The sequence below is a fragment of the Rubellimicrobium arenae genome (genome assembly GCF_017916275.1).
Taxonomy (GTDB): domain Bacteria; phylum Pseudomonadota; class Alphaproteobacteria; order Rhodobacterales; family Rhodobacteraceae; genus Rubellimicrobium; species Rubellimicrobium arenae.
Genome location: NZ_JAFMST010000013.1, coordinates 107,777 through 124,914, shown reverse-complemented (window position 1 = coordinate 124,914; position 17,138 = coordinate 107,777). Strand labels below are relative to the sequence as shown.

The following is a 17,138-nucleotide window of genomic DNA, read 5'->3' as shown; positions in this document are numbered from 1 at the left end:
GCCAAGGCCCGCGCCACCCCCAGCCCGATGCCGACGCTCCCCCCCGTCACCACCGCCACCTTGCCCGCCAACCCCAGGTCCATGGTCAGTCAGCCCCTCTTGTATCGTGCTTCATTTGGTCACCACCACGCTGGCGCGATCCGTGGTGATGGCGACGGCGGCGATCAGGACGACCCCGAACAGGATCTGCTGCGCGAAGGCGTCCACCCCAAGGAATGTCATGCCGAGCCGCGCGACCGACACGGTCAGCGCCCCGACCGCCGTCCGCGCAACCCCGCCCGTCCCGCCGGTAATGGCGGTCCCCCCTACGATCACGGCGGCGATCGAGGGAAGCAGGAGCTCGCTTGCTCCGGTCGGAGAACCGCTCGTGAGGCGTGCGGCCAGCATGATCCCTGCCAAGGCCGCGAAAAGCCCGGACAGGGCGAAGGCCAGCACCTTGTACCGTGCCACCCGGACCCCGGAGGCCACGGTGGCCGGTTCGCTCGCGCCGATGGCGAGCCCGAAGCGGCCCAGGGGCGTCAGACGTTGAAGCCCCCAGCCGAGCAGCAGCGCCCCCGCAGCGACCACGATGATATGCGGCAGGCCCGCCGTCTCGCCCGCAACCCAATCGAGCCAGGGCCGGTCGGTCTGCCCGATGGTGACGGCCTGGGCGTCCGACAGCCAGAGCGTGAGCCCGCCCACCACGCCCCCGGCGGCCAGCGAGGCGATGAAGGAAGGCACCCGCAATCCGACATGGACGAGCCCCGTGACCGTCCCTGCCAGAAGCCCGGCGGCCAGCGCCACGGGAAAGGCCCAGCCGCCCCAGCCCGGCAGCAGCAGCGCCGTCACCACTCCGGCCAGCGAGGCCGTGGCCGTCACGCCCAGGTCAATGCTGCCGATCACGATCACGAAGGACAGGCCGGCGGCCAGCACGAAGAGCGTCGCCGTATCGGCCAAAACCAGGAGCAATGTTGCCGGCGATGCAAAGCCGGGCACGGCCAGCCCGAGGGCGGCCATGAGCCCTGCCAGCACCAGCATCGGCAGCGCCGCGCGCAGGCGTGGCCCGGGAGCGGCCAGGGTGATCATACCATATGCTCCACGATGCGGACCTGCTCGGGCTTCCCGCCGGCCGGGGCGGGCAGTTCGGCGCTGATCGCGCCGTCGCGCATCACGAGAACCCGGTGGCTCAGGCCGATGGTCTCCTCAAGGGTGTCAGCAACGAGAAGGATGGCGACGCCTTCGTCGCAAAGGTCCCGGATGAGCCGGAACACCTCCTCCTTGGCGCCGACGTCGACTCCGCGCGTCGGATGATCAAGGATCAGCACACGCGATCCGGCGGTGCGCCACTTGGCCAGCACCACTTTCTGCTGATTTCCACCCGAAAGATTGCGGCACGGCGTGTCGGCGGACGGCGTGCGGATGCCCAGGCGAGAGATCCAGTCCCGCGCCAAGGCCTGCTCCTTGCTACGGCTGAGGCCCCATGGCGTCATCGCTTCGCGGATCCGGGCCAAGGTGATGTTGGCCCCCAGCGACAGCGTCATCACGAGGCCTTCCGTCCTCCGCTCGCTCGGGACGAAGCCGAGCCCACGCGCCACGGCGTCGGCGGGCGACCGCGGCGCATAGGCCTGGCCCTCGACCTCCATGCCCCCGGCGTCGGGACGCTCGAAGCCGAATAGCACCCGGATCAACGCCTCCCGCCCGGACCCGATCACGCCAGCCAGCCCGAGCACCTCGCCGCGATGGAGGTCGAAGCTCACGTCCCGGAAGGCGCCCTGCTGCCCCAGCCCCCGAACCGCGAGGGCGACGTCGCTGCGGGGCGGCTCCTGCCGGCTCTCGAGATAGTACTCGGTCCGCACCCCGCGCCCGACCATCATCTGGTGAAGGTCTGCCGGGGTCACCGCCGAGGCCGGTGCCTCGGCCACCACGGCCCCATCCCGCATCACGTAGACGCGGTCGCTGATGGCCAGCACCTCGTCCAGCCGGTGCGACACGAAAACGAAGCTCGCCCGGCTCTGCAGATCCCTCACGCGGCTGAACAGGAGGTCGATCTCGGCCTGCTCCAGCACCGACGTCGGCTCGTCGAGGAGGATGACGAGGTCCCGGTCGACGCGATCCTCCAGCGCCAGGGCCTTGGCCAGTTCCACCATCTGGCGCTGCGCGAACGAGAGTTCCCCTGCGCGACGGTCGGGATCGATGTCGAGCCCCACTTTGGCCAGTTGGTGGAGGGCCGCCCGGCGCAGGGCACGACGGTCGATCAGGCCATGTCGGACGAACTCCCCGTCTTGGCCGAGGAAAAGGTTCTCGGCCACGGACAGGTTCAGGATCAGCGACTGCTCCTGGAAGACCATGGCGATGCCCATGGCGTTGGCATCGCGTGGAGACGCCAGGCTGACGGGCTGCCCATCCCGCAGGATTCGACCACCCGACGGCCGCTGGGTGCCCGCTAGAAGCCGCATCAGGGTGGACTTGCCCGCCCCGTTCTCGCCGACAAGGCCAACCACCTCGCCCGGGCGCACCTCGAAGCTGACGCCCCGCAGCGCCTCGACGCCAGCATAGCTCTTGCGAAGGTTCTCGGCGGTCAGCATCGGCTCACTTCACCAGGCCCTGTCCGCGGCGGTCGAGCGACACGGCCACGGCGATGATGATGAGAAGGCCCTGCACGGCCTGCTGCAGATAAGGCGGCACGCCGAGCAGGATCATGCCGTTGGACAGCACCACGACCACGAGCACGCCGACGAGCGAATGGAGCACCCCGCCATGACCGCCCAGCAGGGAAGTCCCGCCGACAACGGCCGCGCTGACTGCCGCGAACAGGCGGCCGGTCCCGATTTCGGCATTCCCTTGGCCAAGCTGGGCGACCGCCAGCACCGCGCCCAGCCCATAGCAGAGCCCGGCCAGGGCGAAGGCCGCAACCTTGACCCGGCCCACGGGAACCCCCGACTGGGCCGCGAGATCCTCACCGCCGCCCACGGCAAAGAGCGCGCGCCCCAGCCGCGTCCGGGACTGCAGGACCCAGGCGATCAGCACGGTCCCGAGCGCAACCCAGACGCTGAGCGGCAGGCCGCCGAGCCGCACAAGGGCCAGCACGCGCAGTTCGGAGTCGCGCACCGACACCGTTCCGCCGCCGACCAGCCAGACGGCCAGGCCCAGGCCGATGAACCAGGTGCCCAGCGTCACCATGAAGGACGGCGCCCGCAATCCGACATGGATCGCCCCGGACACCGCGCCCAGGGCGGCCCCGGCGGCCAGGGCGGCAAAGGCTGCCGCCACCGCGCCCAGCGCTCCTGGCGCAGCCACGAGCACCAGAGCCGCGACGACCGCAGCCACCGCCATGGCGCCCTCGACCGACAGGTCGATGCCCCCCATCAGGATGACGAGCGTGACGCCAGTGGCCAACACCGCCGGCACCGCAGCGGAGGTGGCGATGCGTGCGAAGTTGCCCGCCGTCGCGAAGTTGTCGGCGGCGAGCCCGAGAGCGATGCAGAGGGCCGCCAGCACGACGACCGGCGCCAAGGCCCGCCACGGCACCGAGGTCCAGAGGCGTGCCGACGCGCGCCCCTTGCCGGCTGTGGTCGTCATGCCTGCGCCCACGGCCTGTCAGCTCTGCCGGATCTGACCGCTCACGCGGCCCCAGAGATCCTCGAAGTCGAGTTGCGGCGTCGCGGCGATATGCTCCGCATAGAAGCTCTCGGCGTTCTCGGTGGTGACCACCGTCGCGCTGCCATAGAACTCGCGGTGCTCGGGCGGTTCCGCGGCCGGGTCGAAGGTCCCGGTCCGGGCATGGTACGGAATGGAAAGGCCCATGGCGCCTTGCCAGAACGGATCCCAGAAGACGGTCGCGGTCATCTCGCCCGCGCGCACGGCCTCCACGGCCGTCTGGATGCCGTCGATGCCGGTGATCGGGATCTGGCCCTGAAGACCTTCGGCCCGAAGCGCCTCGAGCGCGCCGATGGCCATGTCGTCGTTCGCCGCCCAGATGCCCTTGATGTCCGGCCCGAACCGCGTGAGCCAGGCGCTCGTGGTGTCGAACGCCTTTCCGGACTGCCAGTCGGCCACCTGGAAGTCGAGGAGCTCCACGTTCGGGTTGGCCGCCAGCGTCGCCTCCAGGCCCGTGCGCCGGTCGATCGCGGCCGTGTTGGACAGGATGCCCCCCAACGCCACGATGCCGCCCGATCCCCCGATCGCATCGATGAGCACCTGGGCGGTGCGACCACCGTACTCCACGCCGTCGAAGCTGACGTGGGAGACGTAGTTGGGATTGAAGTCCCAGGGATGAAGGTCGGCGGGCTTGTTCCACTGGGTCAGGACATGCGCGCCGGCCTGTACGCAGGCCTCGACGATGGGCCGGGCGTCCGGCGCGTCGTTGGGGTCCACGTTGATGACGGCGTTGCCGCCCGTCTTCTGCAGGATCGCGCGGATGTCGGCGATCCCTTTCTCGCTGTCACCTTCCGTGACCAGGGTGACATAAGGAGCGCCAATCGCCGCCGCAAAGGCTTCGCCACCCTGGTTCCAGGTGGCGTGGTAGGGGTTCGACAGCGACCGGATGGAGTTCACGAGCGTGGGCATATCCTGCGCCCGCGCGGGCCGGCCCATCGCCCCGACGGCGGCGAGGCCCGCCATTCCTTGAAGCAACGTGCGACGTCGGATCAGGCCCCCTGGGACCTGTCGCCAGAGTGTCATGGAATCCTCCCTGCGCTTCTTGATTATGTGTTCATCGCGCATGACTAGCTATGCAAGCTTGCGACGGCCTGTCAATCTGCCTTAGGCCCGCCCGACCGATCCTGCCCCTTGCAGCCTGCCAATCCGGTCACCTGCGATGATCAAGCGCTACGCTTCCTCCACCGACGTGGCCCGGCTTGCCGGGGTGTCGCAGTCGGCGGTGTCCCGGACCTACCGACCCGGCGCGTCCGTGTCGGAGGAAACCCGGCGCAAGGTTCTGGCCGCCGCCGACGAGCTCGGCTACCGGCCCAGCCGCATTCCCCAGATCATGCTGACGCATCGATCCCACTTGGTGGCGCTGGTCATCGGCGGCATGTACAATCCGTTCTATTCCAGCGTGCTCGAAGCCTTTGTCGCCCGTCTTCAGGCGGAGGGCTGGCAGCCCCTCCTCGTGCATGTGGACAACGACTGCGCCTTCGATGACGTGGTCCCGACGCTCGCGAGCTACCGGGTGGATGCGGTGGTCAGCGCGCTGGCCATCCTGTCCGACGACAGCGTCCGGCAGCTCGAGCAGCTTCGCATCCCGGTGATCGCCTTCAATGCGTCGTCCTTCGGCGACCGGGTGGTTTCGGTCAGCTCGGACAACGTGCTCGCGGCGCGCCTTGTGGCGGACCATCTGGTCGCCCGCGGCGCGCGACGGCTCGGCCTGATCGCAGGGCTCGTCGAGAGCAGCGCCGGACGGGAGCGCCAGGCGGGCTTCACCGCTCGGGCCGGCGAACTGGGCGTGCCGGTGGCGATACAGGCCGGTGGATTCCGCTATGAAGGGGGGCGGGCTGCGACCCGGCGACTGTTCGAGGGACCTATGGCGCCGGACGGGATCTTCGCTGCGAACGACCTGATGGCGCTGGGCGCGATCGACGCGCTTCGCGTCGACTTGGGCCTTCGGGTACCGGACGACGTGCTGGTCGCAGGGTTCGATGACATCCCGTCCGCCTCATGGGCGGCCTACGATCTGACGACCGTGCTCCAGGATGCGCCACGAATGGTAGACGAAGCCTTGCGCGTCCTGCATTCCGCCGCCGAGCTTACGACCGCCCGTCCCGGCCGTATCGTCGTGCCCCCGGTTCTGATCATCCGTGGCAGCACCGACCGCCCCGTTGCTCCAGTCCAGGTGGCCTGAAGCAGCGACGTCGGCTCGACCAGTTCGTCCGGCAGCGGCCCAGAATACCCGAGATGCGCGACACTCGGGTCCACCGACAGGGCAGGCCTGCGCGCCTCATGTCCCAGCCGTCCGAGGAACTCGGCGGAAGATAACGACAGAAAGGCGCACAAGGACAGGCAAGAGGTTCAGGGGGTCGAAGGGATTACCAGGACGTCCCCAAGCCAAGCTGTTGCCAAGCTCAGCACTCCCGTTGGACAGGTTCGACGCCAAGCCGGCAGCCCACTTCGTCCAAGCCGCAGCTTGCCCTCGGCGAACCGAGCCGAGTTAAAGGCCGACGCTCAGGTGAAGTAGAGAATCCGAGCGCCCGGCAGTGCGTCGGCGACCTCCCGCTCGAAGAAGGCCCGAACCTGAGTCATGGTCGGGGCATCATAAACATGCTTGATCGAGCCGAACTTGGTTCTCTTCTCCGTCCGGTCCCGCCCGCTCATGTCGAGGTCGGAGCCCGGATACCAACTCGTCAGCACCTCCTTGGAACTGGCGGTGAAACGGTGGGTGATAAGTTCGACCGTCAGGTCGGGGTCGACGCCATCAAGGGCCCGAGCCGCATCCCGGAGCAACCCCGCATAGGCGTCCTGCCAACCCTCGGCCACGATGATCGGAGCGATGGTGAGGCCGATCCGATAGCCTGCTTCTGCCATGCGTCGCATGGCCCTCAGACGCGCCGCGACCGGGCTCGTGCCGCCCTCGTGACGTGCGAAACCTGCAGGGTTCAGCGACACCCGCATCCGGGTCCGCCCCCCATGATCCAGGGACAGGAGCGGGGCTACGGCGTCGAATTTGGTGGTGAACCGGAGTTGGGCCGGGGCTTCCCAAGCTCCGAACCAGCCAACGAGGGCGGACAGCGAGCCAGTCAGATGCTCGATGGCCAGCGGGTCGGTATAGCAGGACGCCTCGAAGGTCGTGCCCTCGTGAACGCGTGCGACCTGGCGGGAGGTGACCTGTCCCTTGCCCAGATGGTGCGGGATCTCCTCCAGAATCTCGGGCAGGTTGGCATAGACCCGGGTCACCGGGGGTCCCTTCAACGAACCCGCAAGATAGCAGTAAGAGCAATGTGCGGGGCAGCCCTCCGCCAGGTCGACCCGCCAGTCGGCGCTGGGGGCAATCGGCTGGAGCCGCCGCCTGGAGGGTGGCGCCACGACCACCGCCAGGGTCGCCTTGGCCTCGGCGTAGGCGCGGCGCGGGTCTGCCGGCAAGTCGAGTGCCAAGCGGTCCGATTGCAACTCCTCGACGGACAGACCCAGCGCCTCGGCACGCGCGGCGATCTGGCGCCCGTGATCCCACGTCAGGGCTGATCGCGTCAGAACGACACGCTTGGGCCGCCAAGGCCGGATATTGCTTTTCCGCCCCGGGCGGTCCTGACCGGCACGGGGCGACTGCGGGTCGATGGCCGAACCTTCGGTCAGGCCCGGATCAGCATCCGACATGTCCTCCATGGCCATCCCATCCGAAGCCCGGTTCCATCCGGGTCAACCGTTGGGGCCAACAAGCGTTCCCGGATGAAGCGACCGACAGGCGTCTGTGCCCGCGGGCCCTGGTCTCAACTCAAAGCCAATTGCGGGAGGAGAGAAATTTGTTCGTCAATTGTAAATCTGCTGCGATCTTCCGCTCTATCGCCTATGCAACATTGCACTGGCTCACTGATGATGACACACCAGTTAATGACATCCATCCAGGGACTGAACTCTTGGCGTTGCAGCTGGCCATCATTGCCGACGATCTGACCGGAGCTCTCGACTCGGCAGCCCCGTTCGCCGGGCGGGGCTGGCGCGTGGAGGTTGCGCTGGGCCCGGACGCAACCCCCGAAGCCTGCGCGCAGGGCGCAGACCTCGTCGCGATCAGCACCCGTTCACGCGATCTGACGCCGCAGGAGGCCCGGACGGCGGTGGCCCGAGCCAAGGCTGCACTGCCGGCGAGCATTCGCATCTTCAAGAAGATCGACTCGCGGCTGAAGGGGCAGATCGAGGCCGAACTGTCTGCTCTGTCCTTCTCGCGCGCCCTCGTGGTTCCAGCCATCGTCAACTTCGGCCGCGTCGTGCGGGACGGCGCGGTCGGCGGCTTCGGCGTGGATGGATCCATTCCCATCGCGCCGGCCCTTGGCACCTTCGCGCAATGCAGCCTCATCCCCGACGTCGAAAGCGACGAGGATATGGAGGCCGCGCTCGGCCAAGCCGCAGGGGACGTCCTTCTGGTGGGTGCGCGCGGCCTGGCCGAAGCCGTGGCCCGCCGGGAGACGGGGATCGAGACGGCGACCGCCCCCGCCCTCGCGGGACCGTGCGGGGTCCTCGTGGTGGGATCGCGCGACCCGATCACGATGGAACAGGTCGAGGTCCTCCGAAGCCGAGGCCAGGTCCTCCACCTGTCCGCACCCAACGGGGAATTCGATCCGCAGGCAGCTCTTGAGACAGAGGCGACGCTCATCGTGGTCCAAGCCACGCCAGGGGACCGAACGCTGAGCCCCGGCGAGGTAGCCTCCAATCTGGCACGGCACCTGAAGCCGATCGTCTCGGCCCGCTGCGACACGCTGTTCCTGACCGGTGGCGCGACTGCGGAGGCCGTTCTTGGCGGCTTGGGCGTCGAGCGGCTTCGACTCCTGGGCGAATGCCTGCCGGGCCTTCCGGTTGGGCGAACCGGCGAACTCACGGTGGTTGCCAAGTCGGGCGGCTTCGGCGACGCCGAAACGCTGGCGCGCGTCGCCGACATGATCAGGGGAGCGAAGCGATGAGTCCGGCGGCAGATGGCATGGGCCGCAAGAGTCTGGCGGACGTGGTGTTCGACCGCATGCATCGGGCCATCAAGTCCGGCGCCTACAAGCCCGACGAGCGGCTGCCCACCGAGCATGAGCTCTCGGCCGAGTTCGAGGTCTCGCGTCCGATCGTGCGCGAAGCCTTGCGGCGCCTGCGCGAGCAGGGGCTCATCTACTCGCGCCAGGGCGCGGGGAGCTTCGTGCGCTCCATAGGGCTCAAGCAGCCCTTGGGCTTCGGCCAGCTGGAGAACATCTCCGACCTGCTCAATTGCTATGAGTTCCGGCTCACCCTCGAACCGGAGGGAGCGGCCCTCGCGGCGGAACGGCACGTGCCTGGAACCCTGGCCGCGATCGAGGCCGCGCTCGAGTTGCTGCGGGATGCCACCAACCGGCAGTCGCACCGCGAGGACGCCGACTTCGAGTTCCACCTCGCGATCGCGATGGCGGCCGAGAACACCTATTTCTCGACGGCGCTTGAGGCGCTCAAGGATCATATCGCCGTGGGAATGCGGTTCCATGGCATCTCGGTCAAGCGTGATGCGGCCGGCCTGGCCCGGGTGTTCGGGGAACACGCGGCGATCTTCGAGGCGATCCGCACCCGGGACAGCGCCGGCGCGCGCGACCTGATGCGCGACCACCTGGCGGGATCGCGCGAGCGCCTGTTCGAGCGCCGGCGTCCCGCCGAAGGCGAACTCGTCGCCGAGTAACCTCAGAACGCGGCCTGATAGATGGCAAGGACATCACCCTCGCTCATGTCGCGGGGGTTGTTGTCCATGAGGCGCCGGATGCCGTGCGCATCCCGGGCAAAGCGGGGAAGCTGATCCTCGGTGGCGCCATGGGCCTTCAGGCTCATCTGGACACCAAGCCCCGCACAGAAGTCATGCGCCACCTGCAGCAGGCCCTTGTTGCCGGCGTGCTCGGCCAAACCCAGGGCCCGGACGATCTCAGCGGTCTTCTCGGTCGCAACGGGCTCGTTGTAGGCCAGCACATGCGGGAAGATGATCGCGTTGGCGAGCCCATGGGGCAGATGCAGGAGCGTTCCCAGCGGATAGGCCAGAGCGTGGCCCGCGGCGGTGTTGACCGGGCCAAGGCAGATGCCGCCATAGAAGGAGGCCAGCATCATGCCTTCGCGGGCCTCGGTGTCCGTGCCATCCGCGACCGCCCGGGCGAGGTAGCGGCCGACCAGATCGATTCCCATGCGGGCAAAGCCGTCGATGACCGGATGGGCGTTGACGTTCGTGAAGGCCTCCACGCAATGCGCCATGGCGTCGATGCCCGTGGCCGCGGTGACGGCAGGCGGAACCGAATAGGTCAGCTCGGGGTCGAGCACGGCCAGATCCGCGATCAGGTGCGGACTTTCCACCGCGATCTTCGCGCCCGCCCCCGGATCGGTGATCAGCGAGCGTATGCCCGCCTCGGACCCCGTGCCCGCGGTGGTCGCGACCTGGGCGAGGCGGGTCCGCCGACCGGCCACGCGGTTTGGCCCCGCCACGTCCCGCAGCGTTTGGGATCCATCCCACATTGCCGCGACCAGCTTGGCGACATCGAGGACCGATCCCCCGCCCAGCCCGACGACGAGATCGGGCCTGGCCTCGCGGGCGGCTGCCAGCGCGGCCTCGAAGGTGGGGATGTCGGGCTCCCCGGGAATGGCGTCGAAGACCGATACCTCGCCGGTCAGGCCCAGATGCTCGACGAAGCCGGAGGTGTGGGGCGTCGCCAGGACAAAGACGCGCGCGGCGCCTTCCGCCCAGGCGCCGACGCGGGCCGAGGCGCCTGCCCCGATCTCGAGCCGCTTGGGTTGGTGAAGGGTGATGATGCGGGACTTGGACATGGATGGATCCCTTCTCAGATCGACTCGAGCCGGGCCATCTCGGCCCAGACCTTCTCGCGCTCGGGCTCGGTGAGCGGCGTGAAGGGCGGATGGACGTTCAGCCAGCCCAGGTTACCCCTCCGGCGGGCCAGCATCGCTTTGACGGTGGGAAGCTGGACATAGGCGTTGGTCAGGTTGCGCCAGGCCACGATGGTGTCCTGGGCGGCCCTGACCTCTTCGGACCTCGACGGGTCGTTCCAGTGGTCGTAGACGGTCCGCAACTCCCGCGCGACGACGTTCGAGGACGCCGTGATGCACCCCGCGCCGCCCGCCTGGAGGACAGGCAGCAGAAGCGGGTCGGCCCCGGCCAGCACGCCGAAGTTCGGGAAGCGGGCGGCCATGGCCTGCATGTTCTCGATCTTGCCGTCACTGTCCTTGATGCCGACGATCGTGTCCGGGAAGGCCTCGCGCAGCATCGCGATCAGCGAATGACTGATCGGTACGCCCGTCAGCATGGGGATGTGGTACAGCAGGACCTTGAGCCGGTCGTCGCCGACCCCCTCGATGACCCGCGCGTAAAACCGGAACAGCCCCTCGTCCGAGAACGCCTTGTAGTAGAAGGGCGGGAGCATGACGACGCCCTTGACGCCCGCCTGCACGGCATGTCGGGTCAGCGCGATCGTATCCGTCACCGCGCTGGTGGAGGTCCCGGGAAGCAGGGCCGCGCCCGGCACGCCAGCGGACAGCGCGGCCTCCAGCAGGTCCATGCGCTCCCGGATGCCGAAGCTGTTGGCCTCGCCCGTGGACCCAAGGAGAGCGACCCCATGGCAGCCCTCCTCCAGAAGGGCCTTGGCATGCGCGCCGAACAGGTCGAGGTCGGGCGTGCCATCCTCCTTCAGGGGCGTCGCGGCGGCGCAATAGACACCTGAGATGGCAAAGCTCATTGGGCGCGCCCTCCTTGGACGAGCTTGCGGGCATAGGCGATGGCCGCGTTCATGTTGCCGTGGTTCGCGATGCCCTTGCCCGCGATGTCGAAGGCCGTGCCGTGATCGACCGAGGTGCGGTCTATGGGGAGCTCCACCGAAACGTTGACCGCAGTATCGAAGGCCACGAGCTTGACCGGGATATGCCCCTGGTCGTGATACTGCGCGACCACGAGATCGAAGTTCCCGGCATAGGCGCGGTAGAACAGGGTGTCGGCCGAGATCGGGCCGGAGGCATCGATGCCTTCCGCCCGCGCCGCCGCGACGGCCGGGGCGATCTTCTCGTCATCCTCGGTGCCGAAGAGCCCGTTTTCGCCGCAATGGGGGTTGAGGCCCGCCACGGCGATCCGGGGCTTTTCGATGCCAATGCGCTTGAGGTGAGCGTTCCCGGCCCGGACCGTGGCCAGCACGCGCTCCGGCGTCAGCCGCTCGATCGCCTCCTTGAGCGAGATATGCGTGCTGACATGGATGACCTTGAGCCGGTCCGACGCCAGCAGCATGTAAGCGGCCTTGGCGTTGGTCAGGGACCGCAGCATCCCAGTATGCCCGTCGTAGTGGTGACCGGCGGCATTCAGGGCTTCCTTGTTGATGGGTGCCGTCACGATGCAGCCGATCTGGCCGGCCTCGGCATCCCGCACGGCCTTTTCGATGAAGCGGAAGGCCGCATCGCCGGCCACCGGGGAGAGTTGCCCCCACGGTAGGGGAGCGCCCTCGACCGGCAGGTCCACCACATGCCCGTCCAGATCCATCTCGATGCCCAGGGCGGCCTTGGCCGCCTCCAGGGTAGGCCGGTTGCCATAGATGCGGGTTCGGGCACGATCAGCCTCGCCCATCTCGGCCAAAGCCCGAACACAGATCTCCGGACCGACCCCGGCCGGATCGCCCATGGTGATGCCGATGATGTCGCTCATGCCAAGCCTCCGGTTGCATGCTTCCAACCGGGCGCGAGCCGGACATACTTGATCGCGCGGCGGTGGTATGTGTAGGCGATATGAAGTGTCCCGTCCGGCCCTTCGAGCAGCCAGGGATAGGACATCTCCTTGTTGCGGCCGTCCGTCGAGTCGTTCGAGGTGCAGGTTCCCGGGCCATCCTCGATGACGATGCGATGGGGAAAGCTGCGCCCCCCATCGGATGACAGGCAGACGGCGACCGGCGCCCGCGGCACGCCCCATATGGGAGTGCAGCCGCCGCTCGGATCGGCGTCCGGCCGGGCGTCGTCCTCGCCCAGCTCGTCATACAGCGACGCGCGTCGATCCGAAGAGGTCGCGGCCGAAGACGGATTGCAGATGATGGCGACCTCGCCAGAGGCAAGGCGGATCGCAGCGATCGACGAGTTGTTGTTGGGAACGTCGGTCGGCTCGGGGACCGACCAGGTGCGTCCACCATCCGAGCTTTCGGAACGGTGCACGAAGTCCGCCTGCCGGCGTCGGTAGAAGGCAGCCAGCCGACCATCCCCCAGAGCCACGGGGCTCATATGGACCGAGCCGATGGAGCCCGGCACCTCGTCCAGCGTCCAGTTGGCTCCGCCGTCCGTCGAGACACCGACTGCGGCGAGGTCATGGCTGCCATTCCATCTCTGGCCGGGCCGCTGGATGCAGCGGAAGATCGGCAGGAGCCATGCGCCGTCCTCCCTCACAGCGACGGGGGCACGGATGAAGCAGCCCAGAGGCAGATCGAGGAAACGCCCCTCCTCGGCCGAGATCATCGTCGGGTCCGACGGATCGCGATGCAGGCGGGCCATCCGGATCTGGCACTCGTCCTGGTTGCCCGAGGGTTGGGCCGTATGGAACAGCCACGTCGAGCCGTCGGGGGCAGCGAAGATCACAGGGTTCTGCTCGGATCGATGAGGATCCCCGCTGAGTGGCCGGGCAGGCCCCCAGGTCGTCCCGCCCTTGGGCAGAATGGAGGCGTGGATCGAAATGTCCGACTTCCCCTCGAGCGTCCCCCCGAACCAAGCGCAGATCAGCGCCCCGTCCGCCAATCTGGCAAGGAAGGCTGCGTGGTTCTGCACCTTGGGAGACGGCAGGAACGCCTCACAGCGTCCAGGTGCCACCTCGGACACCTCGCCGGTCATGGCAGCGGCGATGTCGTTGGGTTCCATGCCTGACTCCTCCTCCGGCGGACGATCTGCACGTTGATCACGAACTCCCTGTTGTCAAGTTGAAGTTTCAACGACTGAACTGGATATCTATCATTTTCCTCTATCAACTCTCTGTTCTATAATGCATTTATTGGCAGCACAGTTGTTTTAACACAGATTAAGCATCCGCATGTTGACAAGATGATCATCCGGGTCCAAGGTTCAGGCGCCGGACATGGAGGATGGCCGGAGCGGAGGAGCATGTGATCCGAGACGTGGGAAGAACCGCGCCTGCAACCCTCGCAGTAGGGCTGGCAGCGATCGCCGCGGGACTTGCCGCCGCGGATGCGGCGATCGTTCGGGCCCTTGGCGGCTCCGTTCACCCCTTTGTCATCGGCTTCTTCCGGGCAGCGTTCGGCGCCCTTGCCGTGCTGCCCTGGGTCGCCATTCGGCCCGGGGTTCTCAGGACCGTGTATCCGTTGCAACAGCACGCATTGCGCGCAGGCCTGAAGCTTCTGGCCCTCGTCTCCTTCTTCGCTGCATTCTCCTACGGACGGCTGACCGACGTGACGGCCATCGCCTTCATCTCACCGATCTTCGTCGTGCTGGGCGCCGCCGCGATGCTGAGAGAGCGCCTGACGACGCCGACCATCCTGGCAGTCCTGGCCAGCTTCATCGGAGCCTTGCTGGTCATTCATCCCGACGGGGACGCGCCAATGCTCAGCATGGGCTTCGCCCTGGTCGGCGCTCTCCTGACGGCCCTCATCCAGCTCATGCTGAAGTCGATGTCTTCTGGAGACCGGACCGATACGCTCGTGGTCTGGAACCTGCTCCTGACCGCGCCCATGGCTCTCCTGCCTGCCCTGCTGATCTGGAGCACGCCCAGCCCATGGGAGGGCGGACTTCTTGTCGTGCAGGGCGTCCTGGGTGCCGCCTGCATGGCCCTGATGACCCATGCCTTCAGTCTGGCGGACGCAACGATCGTCGCGCCCGTGGATTTCCTGCGGCTGCCGCTCGTGGCCGGCCTGGGCTACGCCGTCTTCGGCGAAGTCGTCGGCCCCGCCACCTGGCTCGGCGGGGCGATCATCTGCGGATCGGCCCTGCTGGCGACACGCTATTCACGGGCGTCCGCAGCCGAACGCAACACCGATCTTTAATCAACAACCGGGAGGAAGAACATGTTCGGAAAGGCGATAACCGGCGGAGCTCTCTTGCTCGCCACCAGCCTGACGCCCGTCTGGGCGCAGGACAACAAGGCCGTGACCATCGTTCTCAATGAAGAAGTGGACGTGCTGGAGCCCTGCATGGCCACCCGGTCCAACATCGGCCGGGTCATCCTGGGCAACGTCAACGAGACGCTGACCGAACTCGATGTCCGTGGCGACCAGGGCCTGATGCCCCGGCTGGCGGAGTCGTGGGAGCAGATGGAGGACGGCAGCTGGCGCTTCCACCTTCGTCAGGGCGTCACCTTCTCGGACGGCAGCACCTTCGACGCACAGGACGTGAAGCATTCGTTCGACCGGGTCTTCGACCCGACCATCACCTGCGAGGCGGCGCGCTACTTCGGCGGCATGACGGTCGCGGCCAACGTGGTCGATGACCAGACGATCGACTTCGTGGTGGACCCGGTCCAGCCGATCCTGCCGCTCCTGCTTTCGCTCGTGACGATCGTGCCGGCCGAAACCCCGATCGAGTTCGTCCGTGACCCGGTCGGCACCGGCCCCTACGCCGTCACGGAATGGAGCCCGGGCCAGCAGATCGTCCTGACCCGCCGCGACGATTACTGGGGCGAGGCGCCGGAGGTCACCCAAGCGACCTACGTGGTCCGTACCGACCCCGCCGTGCGCGCGGCCATGGTCGAAGCCGGCGAGGCCGACATCGCGCCCACGATCTCTCAGGACGATGCCACCAACACGGCGACGGACATCCCCTACCTGAACTCCGAAACCGTCTACCTCAGACTCGATGCGTCCCAGGCCCCGGTGAATGACGTCCGGGTGCGCCGCGCGATCAACATGGCGATCGACCGCGAGGCCTTCATCGGTACGCTGGTGCCGCAGGATGCGCTGCTCGCGACGGCGATCTATCCGCCCACGACCCAGGGCTGGAATCCCGACGTGCAGGTGCCGGCCTACGATCCGGAAGGCGCCAAGGCGCTGCTGGAGGAGGCCCGCGCCGACGGAGTTCCGGTCGATACGCCGATCACCATCTTCGCCCGCACCGCCAACTTCCCGAACGTCACCGAGGTGATGGAAGCCATCCAGCAGATGCTTCAGGAGGCGGGCTTCACGGTCGAACTCCAGATGGTCGAAGTGGCCGAGCACGAAGTCTACTATTCGAAGCCCTACCCGACCGACCGCGGCGTCTACATCATCGCGGCGATGCACGACAACCGCATGGGCGACCCGAGCTTCTCGGCCTACTTCAAGTACCACTCCGAAGGCCGCCAGTCGGGCATCTCGGATCCGCATGTGGACGACCTCATCACCCGGGCCTCGGCCGCAACCGGCGAGGAGCGCAACAAGCTCTGGTCCGAGCTGCAAGCCTATGTCCACGATGAGGTGGTCGCCGACGTGCTGCTGTTCCACATGGTCGGCTTTGCCCGCGTGGCCGAGCGCATCGACTGGACACCCACCATCGCCACGAACTCGCAACTCCAGCTGTCCGAGATCGGCTTCAAGGAGTGACGTTCCGGCCGCGGAGAGAGCCTTCTCTCCGCGGCCGCTGATCCCGAAGGATGCCCCACCATGCTGACGTTCATCCGAAAGCGCTCCGTGGCCAGCCTGATTTCGCTGGTGGGGCTCGTCATTCTGGTTTTCTTCCTGTCGCGCCTGACGGGGGATCCCACCGACCTTTACCTGCCGATCGATGCCACCGACGAGATGCGGGCGCAGTTCCGGGAGATCTACGGCCTCAACGACCCGCTGATTGTCCAATTCGGCCACTACGTGGGCGACCTGGTCCAGCTCGACTTCGGGGAGTCCATCCGCAAGGCCCGTCCCGCCATCGATGTGGTGCTCGAGGCCTTCGTCTGGACCCTTCAACTCGCGGTCATCACGATGGCGCTCGTGACTGCAGCCGCCATCGTCGTGGGGTCGCTCGCGGCCTTTCGGGTGGGCGGCTTCTTTGACCGGGTCTCGGGCGTCCTTTCCCTGGTCGCGGCGTCGGCGCCCGATTTCTGGATCGCCATCGTCGCGATCGTCGTGTTTGCCGTGGGCCTTGGCTGGTTGCCGACCTCGGGCACCGGCACGCCCTGGCACTGGATCCTGCCGATCGCCGTCCTGTTCATCCGGCCGTTCGGCCTCATCGTTCAGGTCGTGCGCGGGTCGATGATCAACGCGCTCTCGTCGGCCTACGTCAAGACAGCCCGGGCCAAGGGCATTAAGACGCGTAAGATCATCTTCGTCCATGCCCTGCGCAATGCCATGCTGCCGATCATCACCGTGATCGGCGACCAGGCGGCCTCGCTGCTGAACGGGGCGGTCGTGATCGAAACGATCTTCGGCTTTCCGGGCGTGGGCAAGCTCATGATCGACTCCATCCTCCAGCGCGACTTCACCGTCGTCCTGGCCTCCATCATGGTCACCGCCCTGGCGATCTTCGTGATGAACCTTCTGATCGACCTGGCCTACGCGGCTCTCGACCCACGCATCCGCCACTAG

The 17,138-nt window shown here is 67.4% G+C and carries 15 protein-coding genes; 6 read left to right on the top strand and 9 right to left on the bottom strand.

The annotated features are described in order from the left end of the window. Positions 1 to 111: 111 nt before the first annotated feature. From J3P31_RS18480 to J3P31_RS18465, 4 genes are read right to left on the bottom strand one after another with little or no spacing between them, the layout of a single operon-like run. The gene (locus J3P31_RS18480) at positions 112 to 1,065 is read right to left on the bottom strand and encodes an ABC transporter permease (RefSeq protein WP_210529992.1); all 954 of its coding nucleotides are present in this window, start codon (positions 1,063 to 1,065) and stop codon (positions 112 to 114) included. Further along, positions 1,062 to 2,564: a sugar ABC transporter ATP-binding protein gene (locus tag J3P31_RS18475; protein ID WP_210529991.1), complete on the bottom strand. Its 1,503-nt coding sequence runs from the start codon at positions 2,562 to 2,564 to the stop codon at positions 1,062 to 1,064. The genes J3P31_RS18480 and J3P31_RS18475 overlap by 4 nt, the downstream gene beginning before the upstream one ends. A gap of 4 nt (positions 2,565 to 2,568) precedes the next feature. After that, positions 2,569 to 3,558, bottom strand: a complete 990-nt coding sequence (locus J3P31_RS18470; RefSeq protein WP_210529990.1) for an ABC transporter permease — start codon at positions 3,556 to 3,558, stop codon at positions 2,569 to 2,571. 18 nt (positions 3,559 to 3,576) lie between these two features. Further along, a complete protein-coding gene (locus tag J3P31_RS18465; protein WP_210529989.1) occupies positions 3,577 to 4,659 on the bottom strand; it encodes a sugar ABC transporter substrate-binding protein in 1,083 nt (360 codons plus the stop codon). Between the two features lie 136 nt (positions 4,660 to 4,795). Here J3P31_RS18465 and J3P31_RS18460 point away from each other — a divergent pair, with 136 nt between their 5' ends. Continuing rightward, the gene (locus J3P31_RS18460; protein WP_210529988.1) at positions 4,796 to 5,818 is read left to right on the top strand and encodes a LacI family DNA-binding transcriptional regulator; all 1,023 of its coding nucleotides are present in this window, start codon (positions 4,796 to 4,798) and stop codon (positions 5,816 to 5,818) included. Between the two features lie 320 nt (positions 5,819 to 6,138). Here the strand turns inward: J3P31_RS18460 and J3P31_RS18455 are convergent, their stop codons facing one another. Further along, positions 6,139 to 7,284: an SPL family radical SAM protein gene (locus J3P31_RS18455; RefSeq protein ID WP_210529987.1), complete on the bottom strand. Its 1,146-nt coding sequence runs from the start codon at positions 7,282 to 7,284 to the stop codon at positions 6,139 to 6,141. Between the two features lie 128 nt (positions 7,285 to 7,412). On the opposite strand from J3P31_RS18455, the gene J3P31_RS18450 reads away from it, so the two are divergent. Beyond that, positions 7,413 to 8,582: a four-carbon acid sugar kinase family protein gene (locus J3P31_RS18450; protein WP_210529986.1), complete on the top strand. Its 1,170-nt coding sequence runs from the start codon at positions 7,413 to 7,415 to the stop codon at positions 8,580 to 8,582. Beyond that, on the top strand, positions 8,579 to 9,310 hold the full coding sequence (locus tag J3P31_RS18445) for a FadR/GntR family transcriptional regulator (protein WP_246849656.1): 732 nt from the start codon (positions 8,579 to 8,581) through the stop codon (positions 9,308 to 9,310). The genes J3P31_RS18450 and J3P31_RS18445 overlap by 4 nt, the downstream gene beginning before the upstream one ends. A gap of 2 nt (positions 9,311 to 9,312) precedes the next feature. Here the strand turns inward: J3P31_RS18445 and J3P31_RS18440 are convergent, their stop codons facing one another. Genes J3P31_RS18440 through J3P31_RS18425 form a run of 4 tightly spaced genes read right to left on the bottom strand, consistent with a single transcriptional unit; the run spans position 9,313 to position 13,497 of the window. Continuing rightward, positions 9,313 to 10,434: an iron-containing alcohol dehydrogenase gene (locus tag J3P31_RS18440; protein ID WP_210529985.1), complete on the bottom strand. Its 1,122-nt coding sequence runs from the start codon at positions 10,432 to 10,434 to the stop codon at positions 9,313 to 9,315. Between the two features lie 14 nt (positions 10,435 to 10,448). After that, positions 10,449 to 11,357 carry a dihydrodipicolinate synthase family protein gene (locus J3P31_RS18435; protein WP_210529984.1) on the bottom strand — a complete coding sequence of 303 codons (909 nt, stop codon included), beginning with the start codon at positions 11,355 to 11,357 and terminating at the stop codon, positions 10,449 to 10,451. Further along, complete coding sequence (pdxA, locus tag J3P31_RS18430; RefSeq protein WP_210529983.1) at positions 11,354 to 12,307, bottom strand: 4-hydroxythreonine-4-phosphate dehydrogenase PdxA; 954 nt, start codon at positions 12,305 to 12,307, stop codon at positions 11,354 to 11,356. The genes J3P31_RS18435 and pdxA overlap by 4 nt, the downstream gene beginning before the upstream one ends. Further along, positions 12,304 to 13,497 (bottom strand): sialidase family protein, encoded by a 1,194-nt coding sequence (locus J3P31_RS18425; RefSeq protein WP_210529982.1) that lies wholly within the window; start codon positions 13,495 to 13,497, stop codon positions 12,304 to 12,306. The genes pdxA and J3P31_RS18425 overlap by 4 nt, the downstream gene beginning before the upstream one ends. Before the next feature lie 221 nt (positions 13,498 to 13,718). Between J3P31_RS18425 and J3P31_RS18420 the strand changes: the two genes are divergently transcribed. Genes J3P31_RS18420 through J3P31_RS18410 form a run of 3 tightly spaced genes read left to right on the top strand, consistent with a single transcriptional unit; the run spans position 13,719 to position 17,138 of the window. Beyond that, complete coding sequence (locus J3P31_RS18420) at positions 13,719 to 14,633, top strand: DMT family transporter (protein ID WP_210529981.1); 915 nt, start codon at positions 13,719 to 13,721, stop codon at positions 14,631 to 14,633. Between the two features lie 54 nt (positions 14,634 to 14,687). Further along, complete coding sequence (locus tag J3P31_RS18415) at positions 14,688 to 16,163, top strand: ABC transporter substrate-binding protein (RefSeq protein ID WP_246849655.1); 1,476 nt, start codon at positions 14,688 to 14,690, stop codon at positions 16,161 to 16,163. 60 nt (positions 16,164 to 16,223) lie between these two features. After that, entirely contained in the window at positions 16,224 to 17,138 is a 915-nt protein-coding gene (locus J3P31_RS18410; protein WP_210529979.1) for an ABC transporter permease, read from the top strand.